Source organism: Massilia sp. ST3 (assembly GCF_018119405.1).
Classification (GTDB): domain Bacteria; phylum Pseudomonadota; class Gammaproteobacteria; order Burkholderiales; family Burkholderiaceae_D; genus Telluria.
The window spans coordinates 58,280-75,301 of sequence record NZ_JAGPWC010000002.1 but is presented as its reverse complement, the minus strand read 5'-3'; the positions used below and the strand labels follow the sequence as shown (position 1 = coordinate 75,301).

Here is a 17,022-nt window from a genome sequence, read left to right as displayed (position 1 = left end):
CTTCAACCGGCGCCGAAGGGCTGGTCCAGCATGGCGCCGAAGCGCGGCGCCGGCACCGCCTGGCTGTAGTAGAAGCCCTGGGCGTAATGGCAGCCGTGCGCCAGCAGGAAGGCGACCTGTTCGCCGGTCTCCACGCCCTCGGCCATCACGCCCAGCTGCAGTCCCTCGGCCATCGCGATGATGGCCGTGATCAGCGCCCGGTGGTTGCCGTCGGTGCCGATGTCGCGCACGAAGGACTGGTCGATCTTGAGCGCATGTACCGGGAAGCGCTGCAGGTAGGACAGGCTCGAGTAGCCGGTGCCGAAATCGTCCACCGAGAGCTGAATGCCCATGTCGCGCAGGCTGTTCAGGGTCGACAGGGTGGTGTCGCTGCGCTGCAGGAAGATGTTCTCCGTGATTTCCAGCTCCAGGGCCTCGCCCGGCAGCCCGTCTTCTTCCAGGATCTGGCCCACCATGCCGCAGAAGCTGGCCGGTTCGAGCTGGCGCGGCGACAGGTTGACCGCCATCCTCAGTTCCGGGTGGCCGGCGTCGCGCCACCGGCGCAGCTGGCGGCAGGCCTGGCGCAGGGTCCACTCGCCGATCGGCACGATCAGGCCCGACTCCTCCGCGCTGGCGATGAAACTGCCGCAGGAGATCGGCTCCTGGCCGGCGCGCCGCCAGCGCAGCAGCGCCTCGGCGGCGAAGATCCGCCCGCTGTGCATGTCGACCTGCGGCTGGTAGTGCAGGATGAATTCTTCCTGCAGCAGGGCCTGGCGCAGGCGCTTGCCGGTTTCCATGCGCTGCTGGGCGGCGCGGTTCAGCGCCTCGGTGAAGAACTGGAAGTTGCCGCGCCCCTTTTCCTTCGCGTGGTACATGGCCGTGTCGGCGGTGCGCATCAGGGCCTCGACGTCGCCGGCGTCGTCGGGATAGAGGCTGATGCCGACGCTGGCGCTGGTGTGCAGTTCGTGGCCCTCCACCACGTAGGTCTGCGTCAGCGCGTCCAGCACCTTCCTGGCCACCGGGGCAGCGTCGCGCCCGTCGGCCAGCGCCGGCAGGCAGATCACGAACTCGTCGCCGCCCAGGCGCGCCACGCTGTCGCCTTCGCGCACGCAGCGCTGCAGGCGCCCGGCCGCCATGCGCAGCACCGCGTCGCCGAACTGGTGGCCGAGCGAATCGTTGATGTACTTGAAGTAGTCGAGGTCGATGAACAGCAGGGCCACCCGGCAGTCCTGGCGGTGGGCATGCGAGATCGCCTGCTCCAGGCGGTCCTGGAGCAAGGTGCGGTTGGGCAGCCCGGTCAGGGCGTCGTGGTTCGCCATGTGATGCATCCGGTCTTCCGCGCGCTTGCGCTCGGTGAGGTCGAGCAGGAAGCCGATGCCTTCCCGTCCGCCCTTGAAGCTGGCGCCGGCGGTCAGCACCGGCACCCTGCTGCCGTCCTTGCGGATGCACTCCTTCTCGAAGGGGCGGCAGCTCCCGCTGCGCTTGAGCTCCGCGATGGCGCGCTCGTCCGCCAGCCGCCATTCCGGCGGCGTCAGCTCGGGCCAGCGGATCAGGCCCGCCTCCAGGTCCTCGCGGCTATAGCCGAGTATGGCCAGGGCGGCGTCGTTGGCGTCGGTGATGCGCCCGTCGAGGTCGTAGAACAGGATGCCGACGATATTCGCATCGAACAGACGGCGCACCTTGCCTTCGCGCTCCTGGAGCCCGGCGACCAGGCGCGCGTTCTCGATCGAGATGGCGGCCTGCGAAGCCAGCAGCTGCAGCAGCGCCACGCGCTCGGGCGCGAACGCCTGGACCACCAGCTCGCTCTCGAGGTAGAGCAGGCCGAGCAGGTCATCCTGGCGCAGGATGGGCAGACACAGGACCGACCTGGCGCGCGCGCCGGCGAAATACGGGTCATGCGAGAAGGCGTGGGCCCGCGCCGCATCCGGCAGCAGGACCTGGCTGCGGGTATGCCGCGCATAGTTCAGCACCGAGGCCGGCAGCCGGGCCGGCGGCGCCGGCCGGTCCAGGTGCACGCTGACCCGGATTTCCCGGCCTTCGGTCCTGGCCTCGGCCGCCACCAGCAGCGCCTCGCCTTCCGCCAGCAGCAGGGAGGCGCTGTGCGCGCCGGCATTCTCGAGCAGGATGTGCATCAGGCTGTCGACCAGCTCGGTCAGGACCAGCCGTGCCGACAGCGCCTGCGCCGCCTTGGCGATCGACAGCAGCTCGAGCCGCTCTGCCCTGGTTTCGCTTCGCGCGGCCGGCGCCTGGCCGGGCGGCGCGAGGTCGGGATGCGCGGCGTCGAGCCGTGCCAGCTTGCCGTCCGCGCCCCAGGCGGCATAGGCGGCGCGCGCTTCGCGCAGGTAGGCGTCGGCGGCCAGCGCCAGCCCGCGCCCGCGGCAGAATGCGGCCGCCGCTTCGCAGGCGATGGCGGTGACCTGGACGAATCCTCCCTCGCGGGCCCAGGCGATCGCCTGCTCGTACAGGCGCGCGGCGTCATGGTCGCGGCCTTCGATGCGCGCGATCTCGGCGTCGAGCAGCGCCAGGCGGTCGCGGAAATTGCGCGGGCAGGTGTCGGCCCACAACCGGTGCCGGGCGCGCTCCTCCGCCAGCAGCCTCGCGAATGCGGCCCGGCGAACGGGCGGCGCCTGCGGGTAGAGGGCGGCCACGGTCAGCGCCAGGAAGAAGTGGTGGACCGCGTCGAACAGGATCAGGCTGCCCGCCTCGTGCAGGTGGCGCGCGGCCTGCCCCGCCGCCTCCAGGGCGCCCTCGTACTCGCCCTGAACGTAGCGCGTCACCAGGCGCACCAGGTGGGAACTCTGCAGGCCGAAGCCGAATCCGGCCTGCTCGAGCGCCGCCAGGCAGGCTGCCTCGTCGAACTTGTCCTCGTGCCCGCCGCGGTCCGTGCCACCGGGCCCTTTCAGCCTGGCCGCCAGTTGCCGCTCGAAGCACAGGGTCTGGTAGACCGTGTCGTTGTGGCTGGCGCGCGCCGCTTCGATCTCGCGGTCGATACGCTGCGCCAGCTGGTCCAGCGTCGAGCCGTCCTGCAACATGGCCCAGCAATACGTCATGGGGACGTAGCTGCCGTACATCAGGTCACCCACATCGAGGCAGGCGGCCTCGGCGCGTTCCAGCATGGGCCTGATCTCGGCCACGGGATGGTCGAAGGCGCCCAGGGCGATCGCGTGGGTCGCGATCACCTGTCCCTTGCGCCTGCGCCCGCCGAGCTTCTCGAGCAGGCGCCTGGCCATGGCGGAAAACGCGAGCGCGGACCCGATCTCGCCGCGCTGCGCAAGCAGGATGCCGTAGGCGCCGTAGGCGTAGCAGGCCTCTTCGCTGTTGCCATGCTGCAGGGACAGCCTGACCATGCGCGCGATGATGAGCGAGAAATAGTCCGGCTTGACCATGTAGGCGGCCGCCACGCCCTCCGCCAGCAGGGCGATCACGGCGCCGACGTCGGCGCCGGCCTCCCCGAGCAGCGGCGCATCCGCGATGTCCTCGATGGCGCGGCCTTGCAGGCTGGCCTCGATCGCCCGCATCTCGGCCTCGATCGCCGCGCCTACTTCGGCGTCGTCGGCCGGAAACGCCATGTCGAACAGCCGCGCGCCCCGCACGACGCTGTTCACCGCTTCGTCGAGATGGCCGGACATCTGCCTGAGCGCGATGCGCAGCATGTAGACCCGCGCCGCCTCGCGGTAGCTGCGGGCATGGGCCAGCACCTGGTCCGCCAGCGCATCGGCGCGCCCGGCATTGCCCGCCAGGCTCTCGCACTCGGACAGCGCGAGATGCAGCTCGAAGGTGTCGCGGTAGCGCAGCTCCCAGGCGGCGGGCGGCAGCAGCGCCATCGCGCGCTCCAGGAAGCCGCGCGCGGCGTCCATGGCGACCGCCGCCCTCGCCTTCATCCCCGCCCACAGGTTCAGCTGCAGCAGGTCGGCTTTCTCGTCCGGATCGGTGATGGCGGCGGCGCCGCGGTTGAAGTGGTCGACGATGGCGAACAGGCACTCCGCAGGCGGCTCCCCGGCCTGGGCGGCCAGCAGCCGGCGCCCGATCCTGGCGTGCAGGGCGGCCCTGGCCGGGGCCGGCTGCGACAGGTAGGCGGCCTCCTGCACCCGGTCGTGCAGGAACCTGATCTTGCCGCCGCCGAGGAAGACCAGGCCCGCGCGCATGGCCGCGCCCAGCGCCGCCCGGCTGTCGGCCTCGGGCAGCTCGGACAGCTCGAGCAGGGACTGTTCATGGACCTCCGAACCCAGGCTGGCCAGCAGCTGCAGCAAGGCGCCGGCGGCGGGAGGCAGCTGCGCCAGCTTGTCCACCAGGGCGGCGGCGGCGTTGTCGGTGGCGTCCATGGCGCGGATGCCGTCCAGGTTCCAGCGCCAGGCGCGCGCCGCGGGGTCGAAGGCGAGCAGGCCGCGGCCCGCCACGTCCTGGATGAACTGGGCCGCGAAGAAGGGATTGCCGCCCGTCTTCTGGTGGAGCAGCGCCGCCAGCGGCTGCGCGGGTGCGTCCCCGCAATGCAGCATGCCGTCCACCAGCTCGCCGACCGCCGCCGGGGTCAAGGGACCGAGCGCGACCGGCGTGACGGTCACCCCCTCGTCGCGGATCTGCCGCACCGTCCTGGCCACCGGATCGCCCGGGCCGGCTTCGTCGTCCCGCCTGGTGCCGATGACCTGCAGGTACAGGGGGGCCGGCGCACACAAGAGTTCTTTCAGCAGGCGCAGGCAGGCGTCGTCGGCCCATTGCAGGTCGTCGAGGAAGAGCGTGAGCGGATGCTCGGGGCGCGCGAACACGGCCGCCAGGCGCAGGAACACCAGGCGGAAGCGGTTCTGGCTCTCGGCCGGCGGGACTTCGGGCAGCGCCGGCTGGGGACCGATGATCCATTCGAGCTGCGGCAGGACTTCGGTGATGACCCGGCCATTGGACCCGACGGCTTCCAGGATCCGCTCGCGCCAGCGCGCGATGTCGGCGTCGCCGCCCGTCACGATCGCTTCCAGCAGGGCGCGGAAGGCCTGTGCGATGGTGCCGTAGGGAATCTCGCGCTGGTATTGATCGAACTTTCCGGCGATGAAACAGCCGCCGCGCTCGAGGATGGGCTGCTGCACGGCTTCGGCCAGGCAGGTCTTGCCGACCCCGGCGCTGCCCGTCACGAGCGCCAGCACCGGGCGGCCGGCCACCGTCATCGCATCGTGGCTGGCCAGCAGCAGGGCCAGTTCGGCGCCGCGGCCGTTCAGCACCTGGGGCACCTGGAGCGCTTCGTTCACGTCCTCGGCGCCGACCGCGAAGACCGTGTAGCCTTCCTGCCGCTCCCACTGCTGCAGGCAGCGCTCGAGATCGCAGCGCAGGCCGTGCATGCTCTGGTAGCGGTCTTCCGGCATCTTTTGCAGCAGCTTCAGCACGATCGCCGACAAGGTGGCGGGAATCGCGGGATCGATATCGGACGGCGGCGCCGGCACGTGGGCAAGATGGCAGTGGACCCACTCGAGCGCATCCTCGCCGCGGCACGGCAGGCTGCCGGTCAGCATCCGGTAGAGCATGACGCCGAGCGCATAGTGGTCGGCGCGCCCGTCGACCGGCCGGCTGAGCCGCCCGGTCTGCTCGGGCGCGACATAGGCCCAGTCGCCGATGTCGGAGCCGGCGGGCAAGGCGTCGGTGCTGGCCAGGCTCAGGTCCAGCAGCACCAGCTTATCGCCGGGCAAGAGCATCAGGTTTGCCGGACGAAAGTCCTGGTGGATCACCTGGGCGCGGTGCAGGGCCTCGAGCATGGACGCCAGCTGCAGGGCCAGGCGCAGGCAGGCCGGCACGCCGAAGCGCCGCCGCATGAGGGCTTGCTCGAACAGCTCGCCCTCGGGCGCATCCAGCGCCACCAGGAGCCGGCCGGGCTCGTCGACCAGGGCCTCGGGCCTGGCCACGCAGCCGAGCTCGAGCGCGGCCATGGCCGCGTAGTCGCGCCGGAAGCGCGCGGCGCAGGCGGAGTCTGGTGCGAGGGGGAGTTTCAGGAGGACAGGGCTGCCGTCCACGGCGCGCCGGCCGCGATGCAGGTTCGAGCCGGCCGTGCTGCCGATCCGCTCGAGAAGTTGATATGGCGCCGCCATCATGGCTCGCTTTCCACCCTGTACGAGGGGAGCCGATGCTTCCTGGCGCGGACACGGCAGGCGCTTGCGCAGCTCACCTGCCCTTGTGCAAGGTCCAGCGCAACAGCGTCCTGATCCGGAGCCGGGTCACAGCTTCATATTAGGAGGATATCCCTGCGCGGACAAGCGGACAAGCACCGGCGACCATTCTTTGGCGTGACGCCCGGAAAGACACATGGCCCGTCGCCGGGCCATGTGTCGTTCCGATGCCGATAGCCGGGTTCAGGCCTGGCGCTTGATCTGCACCACGCGTGCGGGCGGATGGCGATAGTGCGCCATCAGCTCGTTCCACTGGGCGTCCATCTTCTCCATGGCCGCTTCCTTGATGTGCCCATAACCGCGCACCGCGTCCGGCAAGGCCGCCAGCTTGAGCGCCGCGTCCTTGTTGGCTGCGTTCAGGCCGGTGGCCAGTTCGCGCACGAAGGCCAGGTAGCGCTCGCGCAGCGCGCGCTCGGCCTTGCGTTCATGGGTGTAGCCGAACACGTCGAAGGGGGTGCCGCGCAGGCCCTTGAAGCGGGCCAGCACGCCGAACACCGGCATCATCCAGGCGCCGAAGCGCATCTTGGCTGGCACGTTCGAGCCGGGCTTGCGGCGCGCCAGCAGCGGCGGCGCCAGGTGGAAGGCCAGCTTGTAGTCGCCGTCGAACTGGGCGGCGATCTGCGCGCGGAAGGCCGGATCGGCGTGCAGGCGCGCCACCTCGTATTCGTCCTTGTAGGCCATGACCTTGAACAGGTTGCGCGCCACCAGCTTGCTGAGCTGCTTGCGCGAGCCTTCGCCTTCCAGTTCGGCCTCGCGGCGCTCGACCGCGGCCACCGCTTCCTGGTAGACGCGCGCATACGCCGCGTCCTGGTAGCTGGTCAGCCAGTCGACGCGGAAGGCGACCGTGTCCGCCAGCGACTTGGGCGCGCTGAACTGGATCACCTGGGGCGCCTGTCCCAGGCGGTTGAGCGCCGAAGCGTCGGCCGCGGCCAGGCGGCCCAGGGTGAAGGCGCGCTTGTTCATGTCGACCGCCACGCCGTTCAGTTCGATCGCGCGCATCAGCGCCGCCAGGCCGACCGGCACCAGGCCCCGCTGCCAGGCGTAGCCCATCAGCAGGATATTGGCGCCGATGGTGTCGCCCAGGAAGCGGGCGGCGGTGGCCTGGGCGTCCAGGCGCGACAGGTTCTCTTCGCCGGCGGCCGCGGCCAGTTTCTCCAGCAGGCCTTCCTTGTTGATCGAAAAGTCGCGCTCGCGGGTGAAGTCGGCGGTGGGGATCTCGTATTCGTTGGCGACCACCCGGGTATGGCCCTTGCGCATGACCGCCAGCCCGTCGGGCATGGCGGCCACCACCAGGTCGCAGGCGAACACCGCGTCGGCCTGGCGCAGGTCGATGCGCACCTGGTGCAGGCGCGCCGGCGAGGACGCCACCCGCACATGCGAGAGCACGGCGCCGCCCTTCTGGGCGAAGCCCATGAAGTCCAGGGTCGAGGCGCCCTTGCCTTCCAGGTGGGCCGCCATGGTGATCAGGGCGCCCACGGTGACCACGCCGGTGCCGCCGACGCCCGCCACCAGCAGCTCGAAGGGCTTGTCCAGGGCATGCGGCGCGGGCGCCGGATAGGCCGCCAGCGACTGTTCCAGGTCGCTGAGGGACAGCGCGACCGCGGCCGGCTTGCGCAGCGCGCCGCCCAGCACCGAGACGAAGCTCGGGCAGAAGCCTTCGACGCAGGAGTAATCCTTGTTGCAGGAAGACTGCTCGATCTGACGCTTGCGGCCCAGTTCCGTTTCCAGCGGCAGGATCGAGAGGCAGTTCGACTGCACGCCGCAGTCGCCGCAGCCCTCGCACACGGCCGGGTTGATCACCATGCGGCGCGCCGGGTCCGGGAACACGGTCTTGTCCGGGGTGTTCTTCTTGCGGCGGCGGCGCTTCTCGGCGGCGCAGGTCTGGTCGTAGACCAGCACCGTCACGCCGGGGATCTCGCGCAGCATGCGCTGGATCGCATCCAGCTCTTCGCGGTGGTGCACGGTGACGCCGGACGCCAGGCTGACGCCTTCGTAGCGGCTCGGCTCGTCAGTGACCACCACCACCTTCCTAGCGCCTTCGCTGCAGACCTGCTGCACGATCTGGGGCACCGATAGGCTGCCGTCTACCGGCTGGCCGCCGGTCATCGCGACCGCGTCGTTGTACAGGATCTTGTAGGTGATGTTGATGCCGGCCGCGATGGCCTGGCGGATCGCCAGCGAGCCCGAATGGTAGAAGGTGCCGTCGCCCAGGTTCTGGAAGATGTGCTGCTCGCCCACGAAAGGCGCCGAGCCGGCCCAGCTGATGCCCTCGCCGCCCATCTGCGACAGGTAGTAGGTGTCGCGCTTCATCCAGGTGGCCATGAAGTGGCAGCCGATGCCGGCCAGGGCGCGGCTGCCTTCCGGCACGCGGGTCGAGGTGTTGTGCGGGCAGCCGGAGCAGAAGTAAGGCGTGCGGCGGATGCCGTCCGCGCCGTTCGAAGGCAGCTCGGCGGCGCAGAAGCCGGGCAGCATGCGCGCCAGCTCGAGCTGGGGAAAATGCGGCGCCAGCCAGCGCACCAGCACCGGGGCGATGCGCGAGGGGCGCAGCTCGCCCAGGGCCGACAGCAGCGGCTGGCCGTCCGGATCGCTCTTGCCGATCACGGTCGGACGCTTCCCGGCGGGCAGGTTGTAGAACAGGTTCTTGAGCTGCTGTTCGATCACCGGGCCTTTTTCCTCGACCACCAGGATCTCGTCCAGGCCCTCGGCGAAGGCCGCCAGGCGAGTCTGTTCGAGCGGATAGGTCAGGCCCGGCTTGTACAGGCGCACGCCGAGCTCTTCCAGTCTGGCGAGCGAGACGCCCATGCGCTCGAAAGCTTCCAGCAGGTCGAGGTAGGCCTTGCCGGCGCTGACGATGCCGATGCGGGCGCTTGGCGCGGCCACCACCAGGCGGTCGATCGAATTCGCGCGGGCAAAGGCCTGCACCGCCTCGAGCTTGGCGGCCACGCGCTGCTCCAGCGCCAGGCCCGGCAGATCGGGCCAGCGGTTGTGCAGGCCGTCCGGCGGCGCCACGTAGTCGCCCGGCGCCACATAGCGCGGCATGGCTGGCAGCTCGACCACGGCGCCGCCTTCCACGGTTTCCGAGATCGCCTTGAAGCCGCACCAGGCGCCCGTGAAGCGCGACAGCGCCCAGCCGTACAGGCCGAACTCCAGGTATTCCTGGATGTTGGCGGGATTAATGACCGGCATGCCCCAGGCGATCAGCGCCTGCTCGCTCTGGTGCGGCATCGAGGACGATACGCAGCCATGGTCGTCGCCCAGGATCACCAGCACGCCGCCGTGCGGCGAGGAACCGTAGACATGGCCGTGCTTGAGGGCGTCGCCGGCGCGGTCCACGCCCGGGCCCTTGCCGTACCACATGGCGAACACGCCGTCGACCTTGCGCGTGGGGTTGGCCTCGACCTGCTGCGAACCCATTACCGCGGTGGCGCCCAGTTCTTCGTTGATCGCGGGGAGGAATTCGACCCGGTGCTGTTCCAGCAGCTTGCGGGCGCGCCACAGTTCCTGGTCGACCGCGCCCAGCGGCGAGCCGCGGTAGCCGCTGACGAAGCCGGCGGTGTTCATGCCCTGCGCCTCGTCGCAGCGCTTCTGCATGCACAGCAGGCGCACCAGGGCCTGGGTGCCGGTCAGGAAGACCCGGCCCTGCTGGCGGGTGAGGTTGTCGCCCAGGGCGTAGTCGGGGTCGGCCAGGGTGGTGTTCGCGAGCGCGGTGTCTGCCTGCCGGGTGCCCGCGGGGAGGGTTGTCGTCGTGTCCATGCTTGTTATTATGTGAATCGGAAAGATGAGGAAGGATATTCCGGCAGGGGCGAAATATTTTTTCTATCTCTTCGGTTTTCGCCACTAGAATTGCAAGAACATTTCTAAAACGACGGCAAAAAATGAAAAACATGTCGATTGACGGGGCCTCCCTGAAAATCCTGGGTGAACTGCAGAAGAACGGCAGGATTTCCTCGAACGAGCTGGCGGAACGGATCGGCATGTCGGCCAGCCCCTGCTGGCGGCGCCAGAAGGAGCTGGAGGACAACGGCGTCATCCTGCGCTACACCGCCCTGCTCGACCGCCGCAAGCTGGGGCTGGCGGTCGTCTGCCTGCTGCACGTCTCGCTGCTGCGCCATGCGGAAGGGGTGGTCGAGCAATTCGAGGAAGCGATGCGCCTGCGCCCGGAGGTGGTGGAATGCTACGAAACCACGGGTAACTCGGATTACCTGGTCAAGGTGGTGGTGGCCGACATGGACGCCTACCACGACTTCCTGCACAACGTGATGGTCAAGCTGAACGGCGTGTCGCAGGTGAACACCAGCGTGGCCCTGCGCGAAGTGAAGTACGAGACCGCCCTGCCCCTGTAAACCCCGCGTCGGCGCCGGACTGGCAGAACTCCCGGCTTGCAGCGCGCCGGCTCGTCCGTATACTGGACGTTACCCCCACGCGGCTTTAGCTAGCCATTTGATGAGAAACCTGCAATATCAAACGGGTAAATTTTGCGTAAACATCACGGAATCATCCCATTAGGATGAACTCTTAACAAACTACTTTAAGTGCGGTTTCGTGTCTGCTAGCATCTTTTCCTTTACCGGAGGACGCATGGCTGAACACAGCAGTAATGACGCCCGTATCGATCGGGCAACCGCTCAAAAAGTGGACGCAGGGCTGCGGATCTGCAGCCAGCATGGCTTGGATCCCGCATTGCATTTCCTGGAACAGGCAGGCGTGCCGCGCCCGGTGGCGCTGCGCGTCCTATGCTCGCCGGACCATTTCCGCAAGCGTGAACGGCGCCGGTTCAGGAGGCCGGGCCGCTACATGGATGCGCCATCCGGCGCGGCGATGGCGGGAATGCAGGAACCGGTGTGCTGAGCCCAGCCGGCGTGCGCGCTAGCGTTCGCGCACCAGCTTGAACTGGACCGCCTGGCGATTGTAGTCGATGATCGACTGGCGCACGTAGCCGGTGAGCGCGTCGCCGGTCAGCGAAAACGGAAACAGCCCGGCCCGGGCGCGCAGCTGGGCGAAGCCGGGCTGCGACTGCATGTGGTCGAAGGCCGCCACCCAGCGCCGGTAGTCGGCATCCGGCACGTCAGGCCCCATCCACACGCCGCGGATGATCGGCCACACCACGTCGTAGCCCTGTTCGCGCGCGGTCGGCACGCCGGCCAGGACGCCCGGCAGGCGCTGCTCGGACAGCACGGCCAGCACCCTCACCTTCCTGTCTCCCGCATACAGCAGGGCTTCCGAAGTGTCGCCCGAGATCGCCTGCACATGGCCGGCCTGCATCGCCACGAACTGCTCGCCGCCGCCTTCCAGCGCGACGAAACGCATCTTGCGCGCTTCGAGCCCGGCCATGTGCACCAGCAGCGCCATCTTCATCCAGTCCTGGCTGCCGATGGTGCCGGACATGCCGATCGTCACCCGCTGCGGATCGCGCTTGATCGCCTTCAGCAGCGCGTCCAGGGTGCGGTAAGGCGAATCGGCGCGCACGGCCACCATGCCGTAGTCGGCGCCGAAGGCCGCGACCCAGCGCACGTCGTCGATGCTGGCCTTGCCAAACTTGCCGCGCGCCAGGTTGAGCACCGAGCCGCCGGAGAAAGCGACCAGGGTGTCCGGCTCGGCGCGGCGCTGGGAGACCAGGGTGTGCCAGGCCACCGCGCCGACCCCGCCAGGCATGTAGCTCAGCTTCAGGGGAACGGCGCCCGCTTCGGCGCGCAATGCCTGTTGCGCCAGCTTGCAGGTCAGGTCCATCGCGCCGCCGGGCTTGGACGGCACCAGGCATTCGGCGCCGGCCGCCTGCGCGCAGGCCAGCGCCAGGCAGGAGGACAGGAAGATGCGCAATGTGCTCATGCGCCCAATCATAGCGCGTCGAACCCCGGCCCGCTCAGAAGCGGTGCTGGATGCCGGCGGTGATGCCGGTCTGCGTGTCGGCGGCGCCCGGATCGTCGCGCGACAGGCCGACCGGCTGGCCGTTCCTGGCCCTGGCGTGGGCGGCCGACAGGTAGAGCCAGGTGCGCTTGGACAGGTTGAGCATGCCGCGCGCCACGAACATGGTCGGGTCGGCGTCGCGCGCGGCGGGCAGGTTCCTGGTATTGATGTGGTAGACGGCGCCGGTCAGGGTCACGTTGTCGACCAAATAGGTGACGCCGCCCCACCAGGTATCGCCGCGCAGGCCGGCGCTTGCCGCCTGGGCGGCGTCGCGTTCATAGCGGCGCATGCCGCCGGTGTAGCGCCATTGGCCGCTCCTGTAGTCGGCGCCCAGGTGCAGGGCCGTGGTCTTGTCGCGGCCGCCGCCGGCCGCGGCCGCGTTGCCGTTCACCTGTTCGTAGGCCGCCATCAGGCCCAGGCCGTCCTTGAACCAGGAGCCGCCGAGCGCATACTTGCGTCCATCGGCCGACTCGCCCGCCTGTTCGCCCAGGCCGACCGTGGCGCCGTAGGTGAAGTTGCCGGTGCTGCCGGTGTACTTGACCTGGTTATCGAAGGAGGTCGTCATGCCGTACTTCGACGGCCCGGTGGCGCCGCCGCTGGTGGCCCAGGAATAGTTCGGCGCGAAGCCCATCGGGTCGAACTTGATCACCAGGTCATAGGTGGTGGTGAAGGAACGCCCGATGAGCACGCGCCCGAAGCCGCCCTCCAGGCCGACGTTGGCCTGGCGCTTGAACAGCGGGCCGTCGGCGGCGCCGGTGTCGAGCAGGATGCCGCCTTCGAGGTTGAACACGGCCTTCAGGCCGCCGCCCAGGTCTTCGCTGCCGCGCAGGCCCCAGCGCGAGGTGTTCTTGCCGCCCGAAACCACGCGGACCAGGCTGCCGCCGCCGGCCTCGGGATCGGCGTGATTCACCGCCTCGACGCCGGCGTCGATCAGGCCGTACACCTGGACATTGGTCTGGGCGCTGGCGGAATGGTTCAGGAAAAGCGCTGCCGGGACGGCGAGCGCAAGGATGGACTTCTTCATGCGGTCTCCATTGCTGACGATCTTGCGGTCTTTCTTGTTGTGCGCCGACTATATGCGCGCCCAGCTTTCAGTTCGCTTTCAATGCCCTTTCACTGGATGCCCCGCTGTTGTGGAAAACCCGTAGCGGGGCGCAGGCCTTTGTCGCGCCGCCGCGTTTGCGCTTACACTGGCGCGATGAGAATCCTGCTAGTCGAAGACCACGCCGAGCTGTCGCACTGGGTCGCCAAGGCCCTGCGCGACGCCAGGCTGACGGTCGAATGCGCATCCACCGGGGCCGATGCCGACGCCCTGCTCCATACCCAGGACTACGCGCTCGTGATCCTGGACCTGACCCTGCCCAAGATGGACGGCCTGGACGTGCTGCGCCGCCTGCGCGCGCGGGGCGGGGCGCGCGCAAGCACGCCGGTGCTGATCCTGACCGCCCGCGGCGGACTGGAGGAAAGGGTGCAGGGCCTGAACCTGGGCGCCGACGACTACCTGGCCAAGCCCTTCGAACTGGCCGAACTGGAAGCGCGCGTCAAGGCGCTGCTGCGCAGGCGCAGCGGCAACGAGGCCCTGGTGCACCGCTGCGGTGAGCTCAGCTTCGACACCGTCTCGCGCATGTTTCACTACTGCGGCGAGCCGCTGGCGCTGACGCCGCGCGAACACGCGGTGCTGGAGGCGCTGATCGCCCGCCCGGGCCGCGCGCTGTCGAAGGAAAAGCTGTTCGACGAAGTGTTCGCCCTGGTCGACGACGCCAACCTCGACGCGATCGAGCTGTACATCCACCGCATCCGCAAGAAGCTCGAGCGCCGCCCGGAAGGCAAGGCGGCCATCGTGACCCTGCGCGGCATCGGCTACCTGCTGCAGGAAAAGCCGGCCTGATTCCATGGCGAGCGCCTCCCACGCCGCACCGAAGGCACCCGGCAGCCTGCGCAGCCAGCTGCTGCGCTGGCTGATCCTGCCGCTAGTGGCGCTGGTGGCGCTGAATACCTGGTCGCTGTACCGTGACGCCCTCGAAGCCGGCGACATCGCCTATGACCGCTCCCTGCTGGCCTCCACCCGCGCGCTCGCCGAGCGGGTCGCGGTGCGCGACGGCAAGGTGGTGGCCGACGTGCCCTACGTGGCCCTGGACAGCTTCGAGACCGACACCCTGGGGCGCATCTACTACAAGGTCACGGGGCTGCGCGGCGAGACCGTGTCCGGCTACGGCGACCTGCCGCCGGTGCCGAAGGACGTGCCGCGCTCCGACCTGTACCCGGCGCTGGTGCGCTTCTACCATGCCGAGTACAACGGCGAGCCGGTGCGCATCGCGGCCCTGCTGCAGCCCGTGTTCGACGATTCGATGCGCGGCATCGCCCTGATCCAGGTGGGCGAGACCCTGGATGCGCGGCGCGCGCTGTCGCGCCGCATCCTGGTCAACACCCTGCTGCGCCAGGCCCTGATGGTGCTGGCGGTGGCGACCCTGGTGTGGTTCGCCGTGCGCCTGGTGCTGCGTCCCCTGATGGACCTGAAGCACGAGGTCGAGACCCGCCCGCTGTCCGACCTGTCGAACGTCGACCAGGCCCTGGTGCACAAGGAGGTGCGCCCGCTGGTGGCGGCCATGAACTCGGCCATGGCGCGCATGCAGGGGCTGATCGCCAGCCAGCGCCGCTTCATCGCCGACGCCTCGCACCAGCTGCGCACCCCGCTCGCGGTGCTCAAGACCCAGGCCGAACTAGCCCTGCGCGAGGACGATCCGGCCGCGATGCGCGCCATCGTGCGCTCGATCGCCGGCACCACCGATTCCGCGATCCACCTCGCCAACCGCCTGCTCACCCTGGCGCGCATCGAGCACGGCGCGGGCAGCATGCAGCCGGTCCCGGTGTCCCTGGCGGACGTTGCCGGGCAGGTGGGGCTGGAGCTGGCGCCGCTGGCGGTGCACAAGGGGATCGACCTGGCGCTGGACGCGAGCGAGGAAGACAGCACCGTACAGGGCCAGGAACTGCTGCTCCACGAACTGGTCGCCAACCTGGCGGACAATGCAATCCGCTACACCCCGGCGGGCGGCAGCGTGCAGCTGCGCGTGAGACGGCAGGAAGGCGGCGTGCTGCTGGAAGTGCTGGACAGCGGCCCCGGCATCGCGCCGGAGGACAGCGACAAGGTCTTCATGCCCTTCTACCGCGCCCAGGCGACTCTGGAAGCCAATCCGGGCGGCACCGGACTGGGCCTCGCCATCGTGCGCGACATCGCCGCCATGCACGGCGCCAGCCTGGCGCTCGGCCGCGGCGAGGACGGGCGCGGCCTGCGGGTCGGCGTGCTGTTTCCGGCGCCGGCCGCACTGAAAGCTAACTGAAAGCCGGGGCCGCATATAGTTGGCGCAACAAGAACCAATAGCCGCCAACCACCGGAGACAGCATGAACAAGCCATCCCTCGCGCCGCCGCCCGCGCCGCGCCTTTCCTGAGCCTTCGCTTCGGCCTTCCCTAGGCCTGCCGCCCAGCGCGCGGCCGACACACACTAACGACAGCTTCCCCGCTTCGCGCGGCGGCAAGCATTTGCGAGGAGACTTCCCATGCTGACCATCCTGGCCTACTCGATGATCATCGTGTTCATGTTCCTGATCATGACCAAGCGCCTGCCGGCCATGGTCGCCCTCATCGTGGTGCCGATCGCCTTCGGGCTGATCGGCGGCTTCGGCCCCGAGCTCGGCCCCATGATGCTCACCGGAATCAAGAACCTGGCGCCGACCGGCGTCATGCTGATGTTCGCCATCCTCTACTTCGGCATCATGATCGACGCCGGCCTGTTCGACCCCATCATCCGCCGGATCGTGGGCCTGGTGCGCGGCGACCCGCTCAAGATCGTGGTCGGCACGGCGGCCCTGGCCATGCTGGTCTCGCTCGACGGCGACGGCGCGACCACCTACATGATCACGGTGTCGGCCATGCTGCCCCTGTACCGGCGCCTCGGCATGAGCAACCTGGTGCTGGCCTGCGTCATCATGCTGGCCGGCGGCGTCTTCAACATCCTGCCCTGGGGCGGGCCGACCGCGCGCGCCGCCAGCGCCCTGGGCGTGGACGTGGGCGAGATCTTCGTGCCGATGATCCTGCCCATGCTGGCGGGCGTGTGCTGGGTGCTGTTCGTCGCCTACATCCTGGGCAAGAAGGAACGCAGGCGCATCGGCATGGTGAGCATGGCCGGCAGCCGGGTGTCGAACGTGGCCGTCCTGCATTCGGCGCATGCCGGCGCCGCCGCGGCGGGAAGGATGGACGGGACCACCGGACAATGGGTCGCCCAGGCCGGCGCCGCGGGTGGCGTCGGCGCGGACGGTGCGGACGGTGCGGACGCCGACACGGTAGCCTCCGATCCCGCCATCGCGCGGCCGAAGCTGATCTGGGTGAACGCGCTGCTGACGGCCTCCCTGCTGGGCCTGCTGATCCTCGGCGCCCTGCCCCTGCCGGTGCTGTTCATGGTGTTCTTCGCGATCGCCGTGATGATCAACTATCCCGGCCTGCAGCAGCAGAAGGAGCGCATCGCCGCGCACGCGGTCAATGTTGTGCCGGTGGTATCGCTGATCTTCGCGGCCGGTATCTTCGTGGGCATCCTGCAGGGCACCAAGATGGTGGACGCCATCGCCCTCAGCGTGATCGCCGCCGTGCCGGCGTGGATGGGGCCTTACCTGGCGATCGTGACCGGCCTGCTGAGCATCCCCTTCACCTTCTTCATCTCGAACGACGCCTTCTACTTCGGCATCGTGCCGATCCTGGCCAAGGCGGCCGCCGTGTACGGCATCAGCGCGGCGGAGATCGGCCGGGCCTCGCTGATCGGCCAGCCGGTCCACCTGCTCAGCCCCCTGGTGGCCTCGACCTACCTGCTGGTGGGGATGGCGAAGGTGGAATTTGGCGACCACCAGCGCTATACCCTGGTCTGGTCGATCACGGCGGCGCTGGTGATGCTGGTGGCGGCGCTGGTGTTCGGGGTGATTCCGTTTGTTGGCCAAGGCGGTTAGGAC

General features: G+C 69.2%; 9 protein-coding genes. 5 read left to right on the top strand and 4 right to left on the bottom strand.

Annotated elements, in window-relative coordinates; genetic code table 11:
* Positions 1 to 2: 2 nt before the first annotated feature.
* Together KBW98_RS01135 and KBW98_RS01130 are read right to left on the bottom strand one after the other, a co-directional pair.
* Entirely contained in the window at positions 3 to 6,047 is a 6,045-nt protein-coding gene (locus tag KBW98_RS01135; RefSeq protein ID WP_211518248.1) for an EAL domain-containing protein, read from the bottom strand.
* 258 nt (positions 6,048 to 6,305) lie between these two features.
* A complete protein-coding gene (locus tag KBW98_RS01130) occupies positions 6,306 to 9,875 on the bottom strand; it encodes an indolepyruvate ferredoxin oxidoreductase family protein (protein WP_211518247.1) in 3,570 nt (1,189 codons plus the stop codon).
* A 131-nt stretch (positions 9,876 to 10,006) separates the two neighbouring features.
* Here KBW98_RS01130 and KBW98_RS01125 point away from each other — a divergent pair, with 131 nt between their 5' ends.
* Entirely contained in the window at positions 10,007 to 10,465 is a 459-nt protein-coding gene (locus tag KBW98_RS01125; protein ID WP_211518246.1) for an Lrp/AsnC family transcriptional regulator, read from the top strand.
* 235 nt (positions 10,466 to 10,700) lie between these two features.
* A complete protein-coding gene (locus KBW98_RS01120; protein ID WP_211518245.1) occupies positions 10,701 to 10,970 on the top strand; it encodes a hypothetical protein in 270 nt (89 codons plus the stop codon).
* 18 nt (positions 10,971 to 10,988) lie between these two features.
* On the opposite strand, the gene KBW98_RS01115 is transcribed toward KBW98_RS01120, so the two are convergent.
* Positions 10,989 to 11,948, bottom strand: a complete 960-nt coding sequence (locus KBW98_RS01115) for a tripartite tricarboxylate transporter substrate binding protein (protein ID WP_211518244.1) — start codon at positions 11,946 to 11,948, stop codon at positions 10,989 to 10,991.
* Between the two features lie 34 nt (positions 11,949 to 11,982).
* The gene (locus tag KBW98_RS01110) at positions 11,983 to 13,050 is read right to left on the bottom strand and encodes a porin (RefSeq protein ID WP_211518243.1); all 1,068 of its coding nucleotides are present in this window, start codon (positions 13,048 to 13,050) and stop codon (positions 11,983 to 11,985) included.
* A gap of 174 nt (positions 13,051 to 13,224) precedes the next feature.
* On the opposite strand from KBW98_RS01110, the gene KBW98_RS01105 reads away from it, so the two are divergent.
* The 3 genes from KBW98_RS01105 (at position 13,225) to KBW98_RS01095 (ending at position 17,019) form a co-directional block, all read left to right on the top strand.
* Positions 13,225 to 13,914: a response regulator gene (locus tag KBW98_RS01105; protein WP_211518242.1), complete on the top strand. Its 690-nt coding sequence runs from the start codon at positions 13,225 to 13,227 to the stop codon at positions 13,912 to 13,914.
* Positions 13,915 to 13,918: 4 nt separating this feature from the next.
* Positions 13,919 to 15,364, top strand: a complete 1,446-nt coding sequence (locus tag KBW98_RS01100; protein ID WP_211518241.1) for a sensor histidine kinase — start codon at positions 13,919 to 13,921, stop codon at positions 15,362 to 15,364.
* Positions 15,365 to 15,582: 218 nt separating this feature from the next.
* Positions 15,583 to 17,019, top strand: coding sequence for a CitMHS family transporter (locus KBW98_RS01095; protein ID WP_211518240.1), 1,437 nt, complete (start codon positions 15,583 to 15,585; stop codon positions 17,017 to 17,019).
* Positions 17,020 to 17,022 lie beyond the last annotated feature (3 nt).